Consider the following 18514-nt stretch of genomic DNA (forward strand, 5'->3'; position numbering starts at 1 on the left):
ATCTGACTAATATAAATGAAGCTCTGATATAGACTTGAGTCTGTGTCAGAGCTTTTTCTTGCTGGACATGTTATTGATGCGCTTAGGCTCTTATAGAAAAATCCCTGATCTCTTTGACAGATGTCTTGAAATCAGGGATGCACAGGCACTTCGTGATCAAAGGCGGACTTTTTGAACTACCTATTAAACTACGCCGTGGGCGATCATTGTGTCGGCTACCTTCAGGAAACCAGCGATGTTGGAGCCGACTACAAGGTTGCCTTCATGGCCGTATTCAATAGCTGCATTTACACTATTGTCGTAGATGTCCTTCATAATATTCTGCAGCTTGGCGTCTACCTCTTCGAATGTCCAAGCCAATCTTGCACTGTTCTGCGCCATCTCCAATGCGGATACGGCTACGCCGCCTGCGTTGGCAGCTTTGGCTGGTCCGAAGTAGACTCCGTTGTTCAGATACACTTCGATTGCTTCGAGGGTAGAAGGCATATTCGCCCCTTCAGCTACATACTTAACGCCATTGGCTACGAGCTTCTTAGCTGCTGCCTCATCGATTTCATTCTGTGTGGCGCAAGGAAGTGCGATATCACAAGGGATATCCCAAATATTTTGGCAGCCCTCTACATATTCAGCGGAAGGATGAACTTCTGTATATTCCTTAATCCGTTTTCTTTCCACTTCTTTAAGACGTTTTACTGTCTCCAGATCAATTCCGTTCTCGTCATAAATATATCCGTTGGAGTCGCTGCAGGCTACGACCTTGGCACCGAACTGGGTCGCTTTCTCAATGGCATAGATCGCAACGTTACCAGATCCGGATACGACAACGGTCTTGCCTTCAAAGCTCTCGCCCTTGGACTTCAGCATCTCGGCTGTGAAGTAGACAAGGCCATAGCCAGTTGCTTCAGTACGAGCCAAGCTGCCGCCATAAGTTAAGCCTTTGCCGGTCAGAACACCAGCTTCATTGCCGCCGCAGAGGCGCTTATATTGTCCGAACATATAGCCGATCTCTCTCGCTCCGACACCGATATCACCAGCAGGAACGTCTGTATCTGGGCCGATATATCTGGATAGCTCAGTCATGAAGCTTTGTGTGAAGCGCATAACTTCGTTATCGGATTTGCCCTTAGGATCGAAGTCAGAACCACCTTTGCCGCCGCCGATCGGTTGGCCAGTCAAGGAGTTCTTGAAGATTTGTTCAAAGCCAAGGAACTTGATGATGCTGGCATTTACGGATGGGTGGAAGCGAAGTCCGCCTTTGTAAGGGCCGATAGCACTATTGAATTGAACCCGGAAGCCGCGGTTAACTTGAACTTTGCCTTGGTCATCTATCCATGGTACGCGGAAAGTGATTAGACGTTCCGGCTCAACGATTCTCTCGAGAATAGCGTTGTTACGGTATTTTTCATGCTTCGCAAATACTGGTGCCAGGGAATCAAGAATTTCTTTAACAGCTTGATGAAATTCATTCTCTCCCGGATTGCGCTTCTTCACCGTTTCATACACTTCGTTGACATACTGTTTTGCTGATTCCAATCCTGGCTCAGCTTTCTCTTGCATGATAGCCATGAATGATTCCACCTTTCTTTTTCAGAGGTAGTTCAAAAAGTCCGCTTTTCATAAGAAAAGCTGAGTGTTCCTAAAGCCGACCTTCTTGAACGTACACTTGTCTAATTCACGATAATGATCTAACTCAATTGTAATGTTTAAACTATATAACAAACAAAGCTTTATTTAGATGAAGTATATGACTAAATGAGATGAACTTGGGTGTCTCTTAAAATTATCAGGAATAAAAAACCATGTATGCGATTTCAAAAGGAGCCTATGACCAATATTCAATATATTGAGTTTGCATCCAAATGGTCATAGATAAAATGCGAAGATATGCCAAAATGAAAAAGGACCTTACCATTCGGAAAGGTCAACAAAGAGAGATCTATATAAAACTTGGGAGGAACCTGAATTAGTGGAACAATAAAGCGATTAATAATGGAGCCGTTGTCAGTGTGAACAGTGCGGCCAGAATCATCGATATACTCGAAATCGTTCCCGTAAGGGAGCTAAGCTCGAATGCCTTGGAAGTACCTGTACCGTGTGCACTTGTACCGAGCAGAACACCACGGGCTACTTCGCCATCGATGCGCAGCGCTCTTACGACCATCGGCCCGATCATGGAGCCTAGCAAACCGGTAATAATGACGAATACCGCTGTAATATTCGGTACGCCACCGATGACCTGCGAGACGCTCATTGCGATTGGAGTCGTAACTGAACGAGGCACAAGACTGCTAATTAACTGATGATCCAGATGCAGCCATTCGGCAAACAGAGCGGAAGAGAAGATGGCTACGATAGAACCGGTCAGTACACTGGCTAATATCTCAATCGCGTGCTTCTTCAGTACATCGTAATATTTGTATAGAGGAATAGCGAAAGCGACCGTCGCCGGTTGCAACATTAAGCTCAGCCATTTGCCTCCTCCGTTATAGGTATCAAAAGAGACATTTGTAAGCATCAACCCTATAATTAACGCAAGGGGCGTAATCAGAAGCGGTGAGAAATACACTTTCGGATAAGCCCAATATAATTTTTTGGATAGACCATAAATCAACAAAGTAATAATAAGCCACAGAATTCCTAACATCATTGTACTCTCTGCTCCTTCCTTTTGGAGATTCGCGATGCGACCAGGCCGGAGCTTGCCATCACGACTATTGTGCTGGAGATGACGACGAGCAGAATCCGGATCCCGTCGCGTTCCAGTAGGGACATATAGTTCATCACGCCTACAGCTGCAGGAATGAAGAATAGTAGTAATTCAGCTAGCAGCCAATTCGCTCCCTGTTCAATCCAGCTTAGCTTAATTACCTTCGTCTTCAGCAGGATGAATAGAACAATGATGCCCAGAATCGTACCAGGAATCGGCAGGTGCAACCATTTCGCTATATAATTCATCGCTAGGGAGATAAAAAATAGAGCCGCGATCTGAAGAATGATGATACTTAAATTTTTTATCTTACCCATGGATATGCATTTCCTTTCTAATAATAAATCTCATGTAATTGTTAATGAAAATATTACAACATTCACTTTCATGAGTAAAATGAATATAAAGAATGATTCGCATTCCATTTGTCTATGATAGGAGTAGATTTATTTGGATATAAGACAGATGCAATATCTCGTTGAAGTCGCCAGACATCAGAGCTTCACAAAGGCAGCCGATGCATTGTTTATTACGCAGCCCACCATCAGCAAGGCGATTAAATCGCTAGAGGAGGAACTGGGGGTTATCCTGTTCAACCGCAATGGCAAAAAAATAGAGCTAACAGATGCGGGCCAGATTATCGTCAGTCAGGCGCAGCAAATCGTTGCTTCCTTTCAGAATTTAACAGCCGAGCTCGATGATTTGCGCAATCTAAAGCGTGGGCATATTCGTATCGGACTGCCGCCTATGGTGGGTGCGAACTTCTTCCCAAGGGTGATTGGACAATTTCACGAACGCTATCCTGATATTACGATTCAACTCTTTGAGGATGGGGCGAAGAAGGTGGAGTATGATGTTGCCAATGGCACGCTAGATGTCGGGGTTGTTGTATTGCCAGCTACACAGGAGGGATTGACAGTTCTCCCGTTTTTGGAGGAGAAGCTGAATCTCGTTGTACACCCTTCCCATCCACTGGCAGGCCGACAGGAGGTGAGTCTAAATGAACTGGTCGAGGATTCCTTCGTATTGTTCCGTGAGGACTTCACGCTTCATGACCGGATTATCGCCGAGTGTGCCAAAGTAGGCTTTCAGCCGCATGTGATTTATGAGAGCTCGCAGTGGGACTTAATCAGTGAGATGGTAGCTGCCGGGCTTGGTATTACACTGCTGCCGGAGACGATCTGCCGTGAGATTGACCAGAGGCGAGTAAGAATCATTGGATTAGTCAATCCAGTTATCCCATGGTATCTTGGCGTTGTCTGGCGTGAAGATCGCTATTTATCCTTCTCGGCGCGGGAATGGATCCGTTTTGCGAAGAAGGTGCTTGTTCAATAAAAAAGAAGATAGGTCTCTTGAAAACAAGTGTAGTTTCTGAAAGTTTCATAAATATGGACACAATAATCTAACCAACTTTCTATGCCGTGAACATGGAATTTTATTAAAATTATAATCCTGAAGAAGCAGAAATAAACAGGGTGAATATTGTTAAGGAAAAAGGCAGAAATTAATGGGGAGTCGCAACAACTTATGATGAGGGAGAGAACGAACCATGAAATTTGCCCTGATGGTGGCGATGCTGGCCTGTTTTCTCTTCGGTCCCGTACCGTGGGGGGATAATGGTGCCGCTGCGAGCGCCTTCTCGGATAAGGCTTTTCATTTCGGATTTAAGAAGAGTGTTGGCGGTGGGCTTCCTTCTATTAATGAAGAGGGCTTCAAGGAAGTGGTTGATAAGCACGGAGCTATATTCCTTGGAGATACTTCCCGCAAGGAACTGTTTCTAACGTTTGATAACGGGTATGAGAACGGATATACCGCCAAAATATTGGACACGCTTAAAGCCAAGAAAGTGCCAGCGATTTTCTTCGTAACCGGTCACTATGTTCAAAGTCAGCCAGAGCTTATGAAGCGAATGGTGGCCGAGGGACACTTAGTCGGCAATCATTCTTGGAGCCATCCCGATATGACGACGATCTCCAATTCGGAGATCAAGCAGGAGTTGGATCAGGTTAAAGAAGCAGCGGGACGTGTTACGGGCGAGAAAGAGATGAACTATCTGCGCCCGCCGCGCGGAATATTCAATGAACGGACTCTGGCTGTGTCAAAAAGCTTGGGGTATACAAATGTCTTCTGGTCTATCGCTTATAAAGATTGGGATGTCAATGACCAGAAGGGCGAAGCCTACGCATATAAAAATGTCGTATCCCAGCTTCACCCCGGTGCGGTTATCCTCCTGCACTCCATTTCCAGTGATAACACAGCGGCCTTAGGGGCTATTATTGATGAGGCCAGGCGGCAGGGATACGAATTCAAGAGTCTGGATACATTGCAGATCGCACCGGATATGGATCCATTCAGACCACCGCTATCTTAGTAAAGAATGGATTATCAGAAGTATAAAGGGCCAGTCTGGGAAGTTCCGGACGGGCCTTATTTGTGTCTGCTTGACATTGCAATTTGACGCTAATATAATTAGGCATGCAAATAAATAGTATACCTAATTATTAAACCATATAAACAATTTGAAGGAGGTGTTGAATGGTGGGCGAGACTCCTAAAACCCAACGTCTAATGGAGGTGTTCAACCGCTTCAGAAGAGCCGGATGGCATAAGCCTCCATTGGAAGGTCTGAAGCCCAGCGAGATCAAAGTATTGTTTTTTATTCATAGGGGAAGCCGTAATGATCCGCGCGGCGTTATGATCTCAGCGATTAGCAGCATGATGGAAGTAACCTCTCCGACAGTTACACCACTTGTACGCAGTCTAGAGAAGAGGGGGCTAGTAGTTCGCTATCCCGATGAAGAGGATCGCAGGGCGGTTCGCATTAAGCTTACCGAACAGGGTGAAGCTGTGACTCGTAAGGCACAGGAGGCCTATACCCGTCGATTCACCGGATTGATTAATTATTTAGGAGAAGAGAAAAGTGGTCAGTTGGCCGAGCTGTTGGAACAAGTATATGAATATTTGGACCAGCAGCATCGCTCCCAGCAAGACCAATGATTTTTATTAAATGTTTGTTCAAAAAAGGCCGGTTTTCAGCACCAAGAAGGTTGGATGAAGCTAGGGCGTGAGGAGCGGAGCGTACGTAGTTTGTACGTGAGCACCGGAAGGCCCGGGTGAGTTCAAGATTCGATGCCGAGTTACTTCTTGAATTACTTCGTGATCAAAAGCGGAATTTTTGAACAACCTTATTAAGTGGAGATGATCAAGGAATGATAAAACTTTTCAGACATTTGAAACCATACAAATGGCTAGTCATCGCATCGATGGCGCTAGTGTTCTTCCAATCGCTCGCCGAATTGTATTTGCCGACGCTGATGTCCGACATTGTGAACACGGGCGTCGTCAAAGGTGATACGGCATATATTTGGAAGATTGGCGGCTATATGCTGCTTGTCGCGATCGGCGGGATGGCCTGCGCGATCGGCGGCAGCTTCTTCTCATCGAAAGCAGCAATGGGCTTCGGTAAATCGATGCGTGGCAAGGTATTTAGTCATGTATCGAATTTCTCGCTGGAGGAATTCGACAAGATCGGTACCGCTTCGATGATTACACGGACGACAAATGACATTACTCAGGTTCAGCAAGTATTAATTATGATGCTCCGTATGATGATGATGGCGCCGATGATGTGTATCGGCGGCGTAATTATGGCAGTATCCAAGGACGCTACTTTGACACTTGTCCTCGTTGTAATCATTCCCGTATTAGCAGCTATTATTTTCGGGATTGTAAGAAAGGGTATTCCGCTGTTCAAATCGATTCAGAAGAAGATTGACAGATTGAATCTGGTTATGCGCGAAGGATTGACAGGAATCCGCGTCATCCGTTCTTTCAATCGGATCGAACATGAGACACAGCGCTTTGATGAAGCGAACCGGGATTTAACCAACACCATGATCAAAGTGAACAAGCTAATGGCCTATTTGATGCCGGTTGTCATGCTGATCATGAATCTCTCCTCCGTAGCCATCATCTGGTTCGGCGGACTGCGGATTGATGCAGGACATATGGCGGTCGGGGACTTGATGGCCTTCCTGCAATATGCTATGCAGATCATGTTCTCGCTCGTCATGGTATCCATGATGTTCGTATTGATTCCACGTGCTTCCGCATCGGCTGTACGGATCAATGAAGTGCTGGATATGGAGCCTGTCATTGAAGATCCGGTGAAGTCGAATGTTAAGAGCAGCAGCATGAGAGGCCATATTGAATTCCAAGATGTGACCTTCAGCTATCCGGGCGCAGAGCAGCCAGCGGTGCAGAATATCTCGTTCATCGCAAACCCGGGTGAGACAACTGCAATTATCGGCGGCACAGGTTCAGGTAAATCGACGATGATTAACCTGATTCCGAGGTTCTACGATGTAGAGAGCGGCCGAGTGCTCGTGGACGGCATAGACGTTCGGGATATTCCGCAGCATGAGTTGCGTCAGAAGATCGGCTTCGTACCGCAGAAGGCGGTGCTGTTCACCGGGACGATCGCCGACAATATCCGTTATGGTAAGGAAGATGCAACGGATGAGGAAGTGCAGCATGCGGCTGAGATTGCCCAGGCTGCCGGATTTATATCGAGAATGGATGATGGCTATGATTCGCAGATCGCTCAGGGCGGAACGAATGTATCCGGCGGGCAGAAGCAGCGCCTCTCCATTGCTCGTGCATTGGTACGAGATGCCGAGATTTACATTTTTGATGACAGCTTCTCGGCGCTTGATTTCAAGACCGATGCCAAGCTGCGTGCTGCATTGAAGAATGAGACGAAGGAGTCCACCGTCTTGATCGTGGCACAGCGGGTCAGCACAGTTATGAATGCTGACCGGATTATCGTATTGAACGAGAGCAAGGTTGCTGGAGTCGGCACGCATCATGAATTAATGGAGACTTGCGATGTATACCGTGAGATCGTGTATTCGCAGCTATCGGAGGAGGAGATCGCATGAGCCAAGCGCAGACAAAAGGAAAGATCGGTGGCGGTCATAGAGGCCCCGGCCCTGGCGGTGGACATGGAGCGATGGGTCGTCCGGTAGAGAAAGCGAAGGACTTCAAGGGTACGCTGAAACGTCTTATTTACTATTTAGCACCGCATAAAGTACAACTGCTTGCTGTGCTGATCATGGCTATTCTGAGTACCGTGTTCAGTGTATTAAGCCCGAAAGTTATGGGGCACGCAACAACGAAGCTGTTTGAAGGCATTATGGGGAAAATAAAGGGTGTACCTGGCGCATCTATTGATTTTCAATATGTAGGGCAAATCATCTTAATTCTTATTGGACTCTATCTATTAAGTGCCGCTTTTGGTTATGTACAACAGTATCTTATGGCCGGCGTGGCCCAGAAGACAGTCTATGATCTGCGTAGAGAGGTCAATGACAAGCTGAACCGCCTGCCGTTAAAATACTTTGATGCCCGTACCCACGGTGAAATTCTGAGCCGCGTGACGAATGACGTTGATAATATCAGCTCTACACTACAGCAGAGCTTGACCCAGTTAATTACCTCGGTGCTTACGATCATCGGCGTTATCGTGATGATGCTCTCGATCAGCCCTTTAATGACGTTGATTGCTGTGTTGACCTTGCCGCTTAGCGTAATGGCAATCACTTCGATTGCCAAGAAGTCGCAGAAGCAGTTTCTACGGCAACAGAAAGAGCTTGGCGAGCTGAATGGTCATGTTGAGGAAATGTATACGGGGCACAACGTGGTGAAGGTATTCGGCCGTGAGCAAAGATCGTTGGATGAATTCAATGAGGTTAACGAACGTTTGTATCAAGCTGGCTGGAAGGCGCAATTCATCTCTGGCGTGATCATGCCGATCATGAATTTCATTGGTAATATTGGTTATGTGCTCGTATCCGTCGTTGGTGGTATTTTGGTGACAAAGGGCAGAATCGACATTGGGGATGTTCAGGCATTTATTCAATATGCCAGACAGTTCACACAACCAATTGCCCAGACCGCTAATATCGCTAATATTATTCAATCCACGGTAGCTTCAGCCGAACGTGTCTTTGAGATTCTTGATGAAGATGAGGAAGTCGCGGAAGCGGTTAAGCCAGTGGCATTGCCGCAAGCGAAGGGGAATGTATCCTTCGATCATGTGAAGTTCGGTTATGATCCAGACAAAATCTTGATCGAGGATATGAATATCGATGTGTCCAAAGGCCAGACGATCGCGATTGTCGGACCGACGGGTGCGGGTAAGACCACGCTCATTAACTTGCTAATGCGTTTCTATGAAGTGACGGATGGCAAGATTACGGTCGACGGCGTGAATATCACCGATATGAAACGCGGGGATCTGCGCAGTCTGTTCGGGATGGTGCTGCAGGATACCTGGCTGTTCAATGGAACGATCCGCGATAACATTGCATATGGACGTGAAGGAGCGACGGAGGAAGAGATTATCCAGGCAGCCAAGACCGCTCATGCGGATCATTTCATTCGTACACTGCCAGGAGGCTACGATACCATTCTGAATGAGGAAGCCTCTAATATTTCTCAAGGTCAGAAGCAACTGCTGACAATTGCCCGTGCAATTCTGGCTGATCCAGCGATCCTGATTCTGGATGAAGCGACAAGCAGCGTCGATACTCGAACAGAGGTTTACATCCAGAGAGCAATGAATGAGCTCATGAAGGGCAGAACGAGCTTCGTTATTGCCCACCGTCTGTCAACGATCAAGGATGCCGATCTGATTCTTGTCATGAATCACGGAACTGTGATCGAGAAGGGAACGCATGCCGAGCTGTTGGCCGAAGGTGGATTTTACGCCGATCTGTATAATAGCCAGTTTACTGGTGGCGGCATAGGTCAGGAAGTTAGCTAATTTTAGATGTAGTTCGAAACACTTACTTCAGCGAGCGAAAATAGGGCAGCCCGCAGGTCGATAATGATGACCTGCGGGCTGCTTTATGCTGTTTTCTTATAGATTAGCCTTTGACAGCACCGGCGACCATTCCCTTCATGACCTGTTCCTGGAACAGCAGGTACACGACAATCGTTGGAATGACGGCCAGCGACAGTGCAGCGAAGGTGAGACGGTAGTCTGTCATATAGCCGGTGGCGAACATGGACAGGCTAAGCGGCAGGGTCTGCAATGCGGGCTTGCTGATGAAGACGAGCGCGAAGGCGAAGTCATTCCAGAAGCGCAAGAAAGCGAGAATGCCAACCGTTGCTAGAGCCGGTGCGGAGAGCGGCAGCATGACGCGGAAGAAGAAGCCCCAGTAGCCGGTTCCATCAATTAATGCGGCTTCCTCCATCTCCTTCGGGATCGAAGACATATATGCGATCGTAACGAAGATAGCTAGAGACAGCTCAAAGGCGGTATATGGGAAAATAAGCGCTCCGTAAGTGTCGAGCAGATGTATTTTCTTCATCATAATGAATAAAGGGACGAGCGTACTATGGATTGGAATCAGCATGCCCAGTAGGAAGAGCCCCATAGCAGCTGCCTTGCCACGAAATTTGAAGCGTGACAACACGAAGGCGGCCATTGCGCCAAACACCAAAGTAAGAATCAGGGCGGCGATCGTAACAATGAAGGAGTTCTTGAAGGAGACTCCCATTCTGGCCACGTTCCAGGCATCGGCGAAGTTCTCCAAATGCCATTCCTTTGGCAGACCAAACGGAAATTCATAAAATTCCGGATTTGACTTGAATGCGCTAAGAAACAGCCAAACCAGTGGATAGAGTGTTACAAAGCCGTAGATCGACAACAGGACATTGAGAATTCCGCGCGACAGTTTGATCTTAGGAGCAGGCCGGTGCTCCGGCAATGCATTTTTTAGTTCAACCGGGGTTTGCATAATCGGCTCAGGCCTCCTTATCGAGTATTTCTTCTCATGAGAAGTTGGCTGCCGGCGATTAAGACCATACTAATGATAATTATCGAAGTCGAGATTGCACTGCCGTAGCCGAAGCGGTAGATGCTGAATGTATTGTTGTACATATAAGAGGCGAGCAATTCCGTTGAATGAGCCGGTCCGCCGCCTGTCATGACATAGATCAGATCGAATGTCTTCAGACTGCCGGATATACACAGCACTACAGTGACCTTGATCGTATCCCAGATCATGGGTAGTCGGATGGAGAACAGCATCCGCATCGGTTTCGCCCCGTCTATGGCAGAAGCGTCTTCGATCTCCGACGGAATATTCTGCAGGGCAGCGATATACATGATCATGTAGGGACCAATGAAATTCCAAATAATCGGAATCGCTAGCATGTACATCGATATGTTGGGATTGGACAACCAGGCCTGCTTCCACGTGCCAAGTCCGATCCAGTCCAGCAGGGAGTTAAGAATCCCGATCTGCGGATGATAAATGTATCCCCAGATGATACCGATAACGACGGAAGACAGCACCATTGGCAGAAACACGACCGAACGGATAATCCGTTGATATAAGGTGCTCTGCCGTAGCACTAACGCCAGGGCTAGAGCGATAGGGACCTGTCCGAATACAGATGCGGCCACCACGATGAGATTGTTGCGCAGAGATGTCGCGAAGACAGGGTCTTGGATAATCTCCGCATAATTGCCAAAGCCGATGAACTTCATCGCTCCGATGCCTTTCCAATCATAGAATCCGTACCAAGCGGACCATATAATCGGAACGATCACGAAGAAACAAAATATGAACAATGCCGGCAACAGGCCGACAATGATGACTCCCCGGATACGGGCCTTTGCTGTCATAATCATCCTCCTAAACAATTTCGGAAAGCGCCAAGGTTATACGCTTTCCGAATCGAGCTAAGGAACTTGATAGGTGATTAGTAGTCGTCCTATTTATTGCAGGGACGTTGCCTGAGCATCTTGAATCTTCTGTGCGATCTTCTGCGGATCTCCGCCCATTAACAGCTCCTGCAGGCCGTTATTTACAGCGTCCGAACCGGCGGAAGTCATAACGCCATCGTATACCGGAGTCCGTTCGACACTGTTAACCAGCTTGTAAACCTCGCTGAATATCGAAGATACCTTGCTCTCATCCAATTCAGCCTTATAGCTGACCAGGTTGCTGCTGTCGAGCGTCATCTTCTGTACCTCTGGTCCAGACAAGGCATAGATCAGATCATATGCGGCTTGCAGTCGGTTGCCCTCAACCTTGCTGCTCAGTCCAAAGGCTGATCCGAGCGCGCCGGAGAGGGAGTTCGGGTTGCCTTTGCCGCCAGGGATCGAAGGCAGAACCGTAGCGCCCATATCCTTCAATTGCTCAGGCGTTGCGTTGGCAGCCAAGTTGGAGAGTGCCCATCCGCCGTTGATCATCATTGCAGCTTGCCCTTGGGCGAACATGACTTCCATTTGTGTGTTGTCGATGCTGTTGAAGCCTTCCTGGAAGGCGCCAGCTTTCCAGAGATCCTGTAGATAAGTTAGCGCTTCCACAAATTCCGGATCTGTAAACTTAGCCCCGTCTTGCGCGGCTGCCTTCAGGAACCATTCCGTTCCGGTTACACGGTCGGCCAGCGAGCTGATGATACTGGACTGTGCGAGCCAAGCAGCCTTATTGCCGAGAGCGATCGGCGTCAATCCGCCTTCTTTGATTACCTTGACCGCATTCAACAGTTCATCCCAGGTTTTTGGAACTTCAAGATTATATTGATTAAGAATGGCTTTGTTATAGAAAAGAATCGATGTTGGCGTCAGCCCGAGCGTAGCGCTATAGATATTGCCGTCGATGGTGAAGGAATCGAAGGAACCTGGCAAATATCCGTCTCTCCATTCCGGCTTGCTATCCAGCAGGGCGTTGATCGGCTGAATCAGGCCGCCGTCATGGAATTCCTTCGTCATCGCTCCCGGCCACATCATGAACACATCCGGCATTTCATTGGCCGCTGCTACAGTCTTCAGACGTGTCTTATATCCGTCCGGCGGGATGGCCTGTATATCGAGCTCGATATTCGGATGATCCTTTTGGAATTTATCGATTTGATCCCGCATCATCGTGGCACGAAGGTCATTTCCGGTGAAGTTATGCCATAAGGACAGCTTCACTTTCTCTTCGTTCTTCTTGGCTGAATTTCCGTTGCTGGCCGCCGGGGTTTTCTCAGAATTGGCGGTTTTATTATTCCCGCTAGAGCAACCGATCAATGAAACCGTAAATACGAACATCAACGTGAGTAACAATAATTTCTTCACGACTTCCCCTCCTTTGTATATTAGGTTCAGTATAAGAGCAGGCGCTGCCGGGAAGAAGGGGACAATATACAGCACAAGGGGAGAAAAAATTCAGATATTCAAAGGGTTCAAAAATTCTATTTTTAATCACGAAGCAAATCAGGAAGCGATCTCGGCCTCGACTCTTGAATCCAACTATTACATTTTGCTGCGGAATTCAGAGGGCGTCTTGCCTGTATGCTTCTTGAACAGTTGACCGAAGTATTTAATATCTTCATATCCTACGCGCTTGGCGATATCGCTAATCTTGGCGGGGGATTGGGTAAGCAGTTCCTCAGCTCTTCGCATTCGCTCCCGTGTTACGAACTCCAAATAGTTCATTCCCATCTCCCGTTTGAATACTTCACTAAAATGGTGGGGATGCAGATGCACGGAACCAGCCACCTGATGCAGTGAAATATTGCAATCGAGGTGCTCTTGAATATAAGCAACGGATTGCTGTATGTAAGAGGATGGGCCAGCTGCGGCGGACTTGTGGTAAGCGTCGCGAATCACGATCAAATGCTGGAACAGGGTCTCGGCTGGCTCGGTGACCAGACGGAATGATTCTGGCAGTTCTTTTGCGGATATAAGCGAGGGGAGATCGCTTTTACCGATCGCCCGCATTACTCGTTCAAGCCAACGATGGCCGGATACGACAATCGAGATAAGAAATGCGCGCAGAGAATCGGGTGTAAGCTCCGGGTCCTGAAGCTGCCTGCTAACGGTATTCGTTACCCACGCCTTTAGCTCGACCGAACCATCGCTTTGCAGCAGACGGGCCAACTCGGCTTCCTCTTCCAGCGAGCATACGGTTCGTCCTCCGCTGCGGTCTTGTACCTGCTCATATGTAATAAGGTCATGCATATCGATCAATCCCTGGAAGGAAGAAGCGTAGATCGCTTGATTGTAGGACTTATGCAAGTCTCTGACATGGCTGGCCTCCATACCGATGGCGGCGGACATTTCGCATTTCAGAATCTGGCGGATTTGCGAAGCCGCTTGCTTGAGCAGGGTCCGACCTTCCGCAGCGGTTGTACTCCTCAGCACCAGAGCAATATCATCACTCCGTAGTAGGGTTTCGCAATCCAATAAATTGTTCAGACAGTTATCTACAGCGAAGAGCAGGCGGCTTCGAATATGTGCTTGAGGTCCCCAGCCGTTCGTGGTCACAATGACGACTTGCAGCGAACAGGCTGTTGGAGGACTGAGCTGAATCTGCGGCAGGTGCCGAGCGCATTCGTCGATCAGGGAATCCTCGCCGACTTGATCTGTCAGCAGACGCTCCAGCAGGCGGTTGCGGTAGGTCAGGCGGTGAGTATAGTCCTGCCGGGCATTCTCGTGACGCTGCAATATATGTTGCTTCGCCTTCATCACCGTCCGAATGATCTCCTCCGGTCGGCTCGTCTTCAGTAAATAATCACTGACCCCCAAGCGGATAGCCTGCTGTGCATACTTGAAATCATCGTAGCCGGTCAGGATGATCGTCTCAATCTGCGGGTTGATCAGATGCGCTTCTTGGGCGAGATCAAGTCCGCTCTTGCCAGCCATACGGATGTCTGTCAGAATCACATGCGGCTTCTCCTCTACGATCCGATCCAGAGCTTCCTCGGCAGATGCGGCCGGGGTCAGTAAAGTGAACCCAAGCCCCTGCCAGTCAATGACGGTGCTTAATCCATTCCGGATGATAACTTCATCGTCTACGATTAATAATCGAATCATTTCCTTGCCTCCTTGACCGGTATCATAAATGTCGCTTTGGTGCCTTGTCCCGGTACGCTGTCTATCGTTAAGCGGGAATCCATACCATAATGAAGCACGAGCCTGCGTTGGACATTCCTCAGCCCGTAGCTGCCGGACGTATCGTCCCGGTATAGTGCAGAATCAAGCTGCTCTCGCAGCGCTCTTAGCGTCTCCTTCTCCATGCCGATGCCCGTATCCTCAACCGTAAATTTCATATAGCCGTCGATATAATCGGCAATAACATGGATCGTGCCTGGCTGCTGTTGCTTCTGGATGCCATGGATCAGCGCATTCTCGATTAGAGGCTGCAGCAGAAGCTTCAGCATCCTCTGTTGATCCAGGGCAGGATGAATGATGAAGTGGATCTCGAATTGGTCAGGGAAGCGGATCGATTGGATCTGTGTATAATGCCGGGCATGGGCAATCTCTTGTGAGACGGCGCAGAACTCCTCTCCGCTGTTCAGACTGAATCTAAGAAAATCGCTCAGCGACCCAACCATTTCTGCAATCCGTTCATCTTTGTTCATTAAGGCCATCCAGTGGACCGATGACAATGTGTTGTATAAGAAGTGGGGATTGATCTGGGCCTGCAAAGCCCTCATATCGGCCTCCTTCTTCCGTGCTTCATTCTCTCTTACCTGTTCGGTCAAATGAGCGATTCGGTTGCTGAATTTATTATAGGTATGCATCAGCTGGCCGATCTCATCCGTCGTCGTTACCGGGAATCTTGGCATCTCTCCGTCCGGGTTGGCGCTCTTAAGTACGGCGGATAAGCGAGAGAGAGGTCTTGTTACACGATGTACAAGATAGAGTACAAGTCCGACCAGCAGAATGATTGAGATCGTCAGGGCGATCGCTGTCAGCGAGAGTACGAAGCGGTTCTGGGCCTTATACTCGCTGTAAGGAATGACGCCCATCAAGGTCCAATTAACGCCTGGGATCTGGTCAAATAGAATCGTCTTCTTGTCCTCGCCTTGACCGTAACCGCTTACAACGCTGCCATCGCGAGAGATCGTTAAACCAGGAAACAGATCAGTCGCTTTGTGCCTCAGCCAGTTTGGTTCGCCCCCCGAGATGATAACGCCGTCAGAGTCGAGCAGCAGGACGTACCCGTTACTGACTAGGCCTGATGTCTTCAGATAGGTAGAGATAACCTCTTCATTCAGGCTGATCGTCAGAGTCCCAAGGGTCCTGAAGTTGTTGATATTCCGAACCGGCCGCATCAGTGAAATGACTCGTTCCGGACCATTTATCGTCTCATTCTCATATAAGGATGTCCAATACTTAGGACGATCGGCATAGTAGTCGGGATCTGCCTTTAACGGATCAGGGGCCCCGGAATGGGTTACGGTATAGTTGAAGAAGGTGGACAGGGTGGGCCTTGTACCATCCGGCTGGATCGTAATGTCGGATATGTATTTCTTAGAGAAGGCCAGGTTAGTGAGGAAGCCAATCATCTTCAAATATTCGTTGGCATCATTATCTTTACGGGTAAGATAGTTCTGAGTATCGCTGTGTCCGATCAGGAATACCGACATATTCTCCGCGTCCAGGACGATGAATTCCAGATTGGTACGGATCTGCCGCAGCGTGTTCATACCGGATTGCTTAGCCTTCTCTTCAGTGACCGATGAGGCCAACTGATAAGAGACGACACCTAGTAGCAGCAGCGGAATCAGCAGCGAGCAGACGAGCATAAATGACAGTTTGTGCTTGAGTGAGCTAGCTAGCCAGCGCTTCATTGTAACCCCTCTTTTTGTCTTAAAATTACATCTATTATATCTGAATCCATCCAGATGGAAAGGGGGAAATGAACGATCGACATTTTAGGTATTTGTTGAATATAGGAAGGATTGGGGCTTTCTACCCTCGAAGTAAAGGAAGTGGGCTATATCGATCTATCGATCTTAGAAAGAAGGAGCAAAGGCAATGAGAAAAACGTTGAGTTGGATTGTCTCAATCAGCTTGATTCTTGGAATCGGACAAGGAACTTGGGGAAATGGGACGGCAAGCGCTAACGGAGAAATGAAAATTAAAGACATCATCCGAGAAAATGCGATACTGATGGACAACGGCACAATTTGGTCTACGATCGATGGTGAACGGTTGATTCGGACGCAGGGTCATGTTGATGCGTTTACTTCCAGCAATGTCTATTCCGGTTTAGGCGTAACATCAGACGGGAAGCTTGTGGAATGGGATATAGGAACCGCTCCGCATGCGGTAGAGGGTCAATCGGGAGTGAAGCAGGCTGCGGGTCCTTATTGGCTGAAAAGCGACGGAACGGTCTGGGATAGTGCAGGAAAAGTTAAAAATCTCGAAAACATCGCGCTTATTGGTTATGGCAGCAAGCAGATGGCGGCCCTAAGTCAAAATGGGGAATTGCTTTTTGAAGATCCGTATAAACTAGGGGTCTTTAAGAAACTGGCAACCCTTCCCGATGCTTCTTCCGTAACAGCAATGGCTGTATATGATAGCCGCGTTGCCTTGTTGTACGGTAGCGGAAAGGTTGTCCTATATCAAACCTACGAATTCGATGATAAAGGCAACTTTATCCCTTATACCGTCACCGAGGATGCACTGAATATCGAGTTTGCCGCAATGACAGCGGAACATCCTACAGATGCACTTTTAGTAACTCGCAAGGATGGCACGGTATGGACAACGGGAAATTACAAAGACCGGGTCAAGCTCACTGACCAGGTATCCGGGTTAAGCAAAGTCGTTAAGACAAGAGTGCTTACTGATATGGACCATTTTTACGCTCAACTGAGCGACGGCAGTTGGCTGTTGTATGCCAGAGGAGAGGTCAAACCAGTTGAGGTGCCACGCCACGGGTGAGTAAATTAACTGTGGCTATATCCGAGTTAAAGCCTTTTGTGGGTGATACTGTTGATGTGAATATTCAAGAAACCTACACGAACGGCGCAAATATCAAAGTTGTCCCCACCGCCGCTAACGTAACGGTTGATAAACCTCATCTGCTCCGTATCGAACCGGACGGCAGTCTTAAGGTGCTAGGCGTAGGCATATCGAAGGTGACGATCGCCTCAAATGGTATCTCAGAAACGGTTACGATTTCCGCGAGTCTTCGCAGCAATCTGAAATATGCCAAGATGATCGGCGGCGTAGTCTACGTGCCTGCTAAATCAGTATTCCAAGCTTTGGGCGGCACGGCTGCTGCATCGAATGGAGGACTTGACGTCAAACTTGGCGATACATCGCTGTTCTTCAAGGCAAAGGATAAGAATGCCAAACTGAATGGGGAAAATATCATATTAAAAACGGCGCCTGTTACGGAAAAGGGCGAAATGCTGATCCCTGCTTCGCTGTTTACGGATAAGCTTGGCGCGACCGTGAAGTGGGATAACAAATGGAGGCAGGCGAATATTTCTTTTGGTGATGCCGAAATGACCATCGTATCGCCCGAAACCGCCTCCCTGGTCAAAAAAGCCATGCAAGGCAGTTTGGCCAAATATATCGGCAAAAGCTATTGGGTCAACGATTTTCTGGGATGGGATCGCTTCTCCAAGGTTACGGTCACGGATATTTTGCCTGACGACTCCAGCGGCTTTGTGGTTGTCTTCAAATCTGCTTCCGGTAAAACGCTGAAAAGCGACGTGTTGTCCTCCGCCAGTGTCTCACAGTTGTTCAGTGACGGGTACAGCTTCTTGAATTATGATCCATATAAGAAATATAAATGGTCGGCTTCGGTCTGGAATAAAATCAAGGCAGGGAAAATTGACTATGGGATGACAAAGGAGCAAGTATTGTTTTCTTGGGGCGAGCCTGCCGGAAAAAGTACGGTAACGGAAAGTGGCAAGACGATAGAAACATGGGTTTATGCCAACTTCGATACAGTGGCTTTCATCAATGGGAAGGTATCGATCATCATTTAAGGTTATGAA

General features: G+C 48.1%; 15 protein-coding genes. 7 read left to right on the plus strand and 8 right to left on the minus strand.

Annotated elements, in window-relative coordinates:
• Positions 1–183 precede the first annotated feature (183 nt).
• The 3 genes from gdhA to ABD014_RS17535 form a co-directional block, all read right to left on the minus strand.
• The gene (gene gdhA / locus ABD014_RS17525) at positions 184–1566 is read right to left on the minus strand and encodes an NADP-specific glutamate dehydrogenase (protein WP_343863132.1); all 1383 of its coding nucleotides are present in this window, start codon (positions 1564–1566) and stop codon (positions 184–186) included.
• A 397-nt stretch (positions 1567–1963) separates the two neighbouring features.
• Complete coding sequence (locus tag ABD014_RS17530; RefSeq protein ID WP_343863238.1) at positions 1964–2644, minus strand: CidB/LrgB family autolysis modulator; 681 nt, start codon at positions 2642–2644, stop codon at positions 1964–1966.
• On the minus strand, positions 2644–3024 hold the full coding sequence (locus ABD014_RS17535) for a CidA/LrgA family protein (RefSeq protein WP_343863133.1): 381 nt from the start codon (positions 3022–3024) through the stop codon (positions 2644–2646). The genes ABD014_RS17530 and ABD014_RS17535 overlap by 1 nt, the downstream gene beginning before the upstream one ends.
• Before the next feature lie 133 nt (positions 3025–3157).
• Here ABD014_RS17535 and cidR point away from each other — a divergent pair, with 133 nt between their 5' ends.
• The 5 genes from cidR to ABD014_RS17560 all read left to right on the plus strand — a co-directional run bounded on the left by cidR (position 3158) and on the right by ABD014_RS17560 (position 9533).
• The gene (cidR, locus tag ABD014_RS17540) at positions 3158–4042 is read left to right on the plus strand and encodes a cidABC operon transcriptional activator CidR (protein WP_343863134.1); all 885 of its coding nucleotides are present in this window, start codon (positions 3158–3160) and stop codon (positions 4040–4042) included.
• A 214-nt stretch (positions 4043–4256) separates the two neighbouring features.
• A complete protein-coding gene (pdaA, locus tag ABD014_RS17545) occupies positions 4257–5078 on the plus strand; it encodes a delta-lactam-biosynthetic de-N-acetylase (RefSeq protein ID WP_343863135.1) in 822 nt (273 codons plus the stop codon).
• A gap of 164 nt (positions 5079–5242) precedes the next feature.
• Positions 5243–5704: a MarR family winged helix-turn-helix transcriptional regulator gene (locus tag ABD014_RS17550; RefSeq protein ID WP_343863136.1), complete on the plus strand. Its 462-nt coding sequence runs from the start codon at positions 5243–5245 to the stop codon at positions 5702–5704.
• 212 nt (positions 5705–5916) lie between these two features.
• Entirely contained in the window at positions 5917–7647 is a 1731-nt protein-coding gene (locus tag ABD014_RS17555; protein ID WP_343863137.1) for an ABC transporter ATP-binding protein, read from the plus strand.
• The gene (locus ABD014_RS17560) at positions 7644–9533 is read left to right on the plus strand and encodes an ABC transporter ATP-binding protein (protein WP_343863138.1); all 1890 of its coding nucleotides are present in this window, start codon (positions 7644–7646) and stop codon (positions 9531–9533) included. Before ABD014_RS17555 ends, ABD014_RS17560 begins: the two co-directional genes overlap by 4 nt.
• 103 nt (positions 9534–9636) lie before the next feature.
• Here the strand turns inward: ABD014_RS17560 and ABD014_RS17565 are convergent, their stop codons facing one another.
• From ABD014_RS17565 to ABD014_RS17585, 5 genes are all read right to left on the minus strand, one after another.
• Positions 9637–10512 carry a carbohydrate ABC transporter permease gene (locus tag ABD014_RS17565; RefSeq protein ID WP_343863139.1) on the minus strand — a complete coding sequence of 292 codons (876 nt, stop codon included), beginning with the start codon at positions 10510–10512 and terminating at the stop codon, positions 9637–9639.
• A gap of 17 nt (positions 10513–10529) precedes the next feature.
• Positions 10530–11405: a carbohydrate ABC transporter permease gene (locus tag ABD014_RS17570; RefSeq protein ID WP_343863140.1), complete on the minus strand. Its 876-nt coding sequence runs from the start codon at positions 11403–11405 to the stop codon at positions 10530–10532.
• A gap of 93 nt (positions 11406–11498) precedes the next feature.
• On the minus strand, positions 11499–12818 hold the full coding sequence (locus ABD014_RS17575) for an extracellular solute-binding protein (protein ID WP_343863240.1): 1320 nt from the start codon (positions 12816–12818) through the stop codon (positions 11499–11501).
• Between the two features lie 204 nt (positions 12819–13022).
• Positions 13023–14585: a helix-turn-helix domain-containing protein gene (locus tag ABD014_RS17580; protein WP_343863141.1), complete on the minus strand. Its 1563-nt coding sequence runs from the start codon at positions 14583–14585 to the stop codon at positions 13023–13025.
• The gene (locus tag ABD014_RS17585) at positions 14582–16348 is read right to left on the minus strand and encodes a sensor histidine kinase (RefSeq protein WP_343863142.1); all 1767 of its coding nucleotides are present in this window, start codon (positions 16346–16348) and stop codon (positions 14582–14584) included. The genes ABD014_RS17580 and ABD014_RS17585 overlap by 4 nt, the downstream gene beginning before the upstream one ends.
• Before the next feature lie 187 nt (positions 16349–16535).
• Between ABD014_RS17585 and ABD014_RS17590 the strand changes: the two genes are divergently transcribed.
• The gene (locus ABD014_RS17590) at positions 16536–17447 is read left to right on the plus strand and encodes a hypothetical protein (RefSeq protein ID WP_343863143.1); all 912 of its coding nucleotides are present in this window, start codon (positions 16536–16538) and stop codon (positions 17445–17447) included.
• Positions 17444–18505 (plus strand): stalk domain-containing protein, encoded by a 1062-nt coding sequence (locus ABD014_RS17595; RefSeq protein WP_343863144.1) that lies wholly within the window; start codon positions 17444–17446, stop codon positions 18503–18505. Before ABD014_RS17590 ends, ABD014_RS17595 begins: the two co-directional genes overlap by 4 nt.
• Positions 18506–18514 lie beyond the last annotated feature (9 nt).

It is taken from the genome of Paenibacillus motobuensis, from assembly GCF_039521865.1.
GTDB lineage: Bacteria > Bacillota > Bacilli > Paenibacillales > Paenibacillaceae > Fontibacillus > Fontibacillus motobuensis.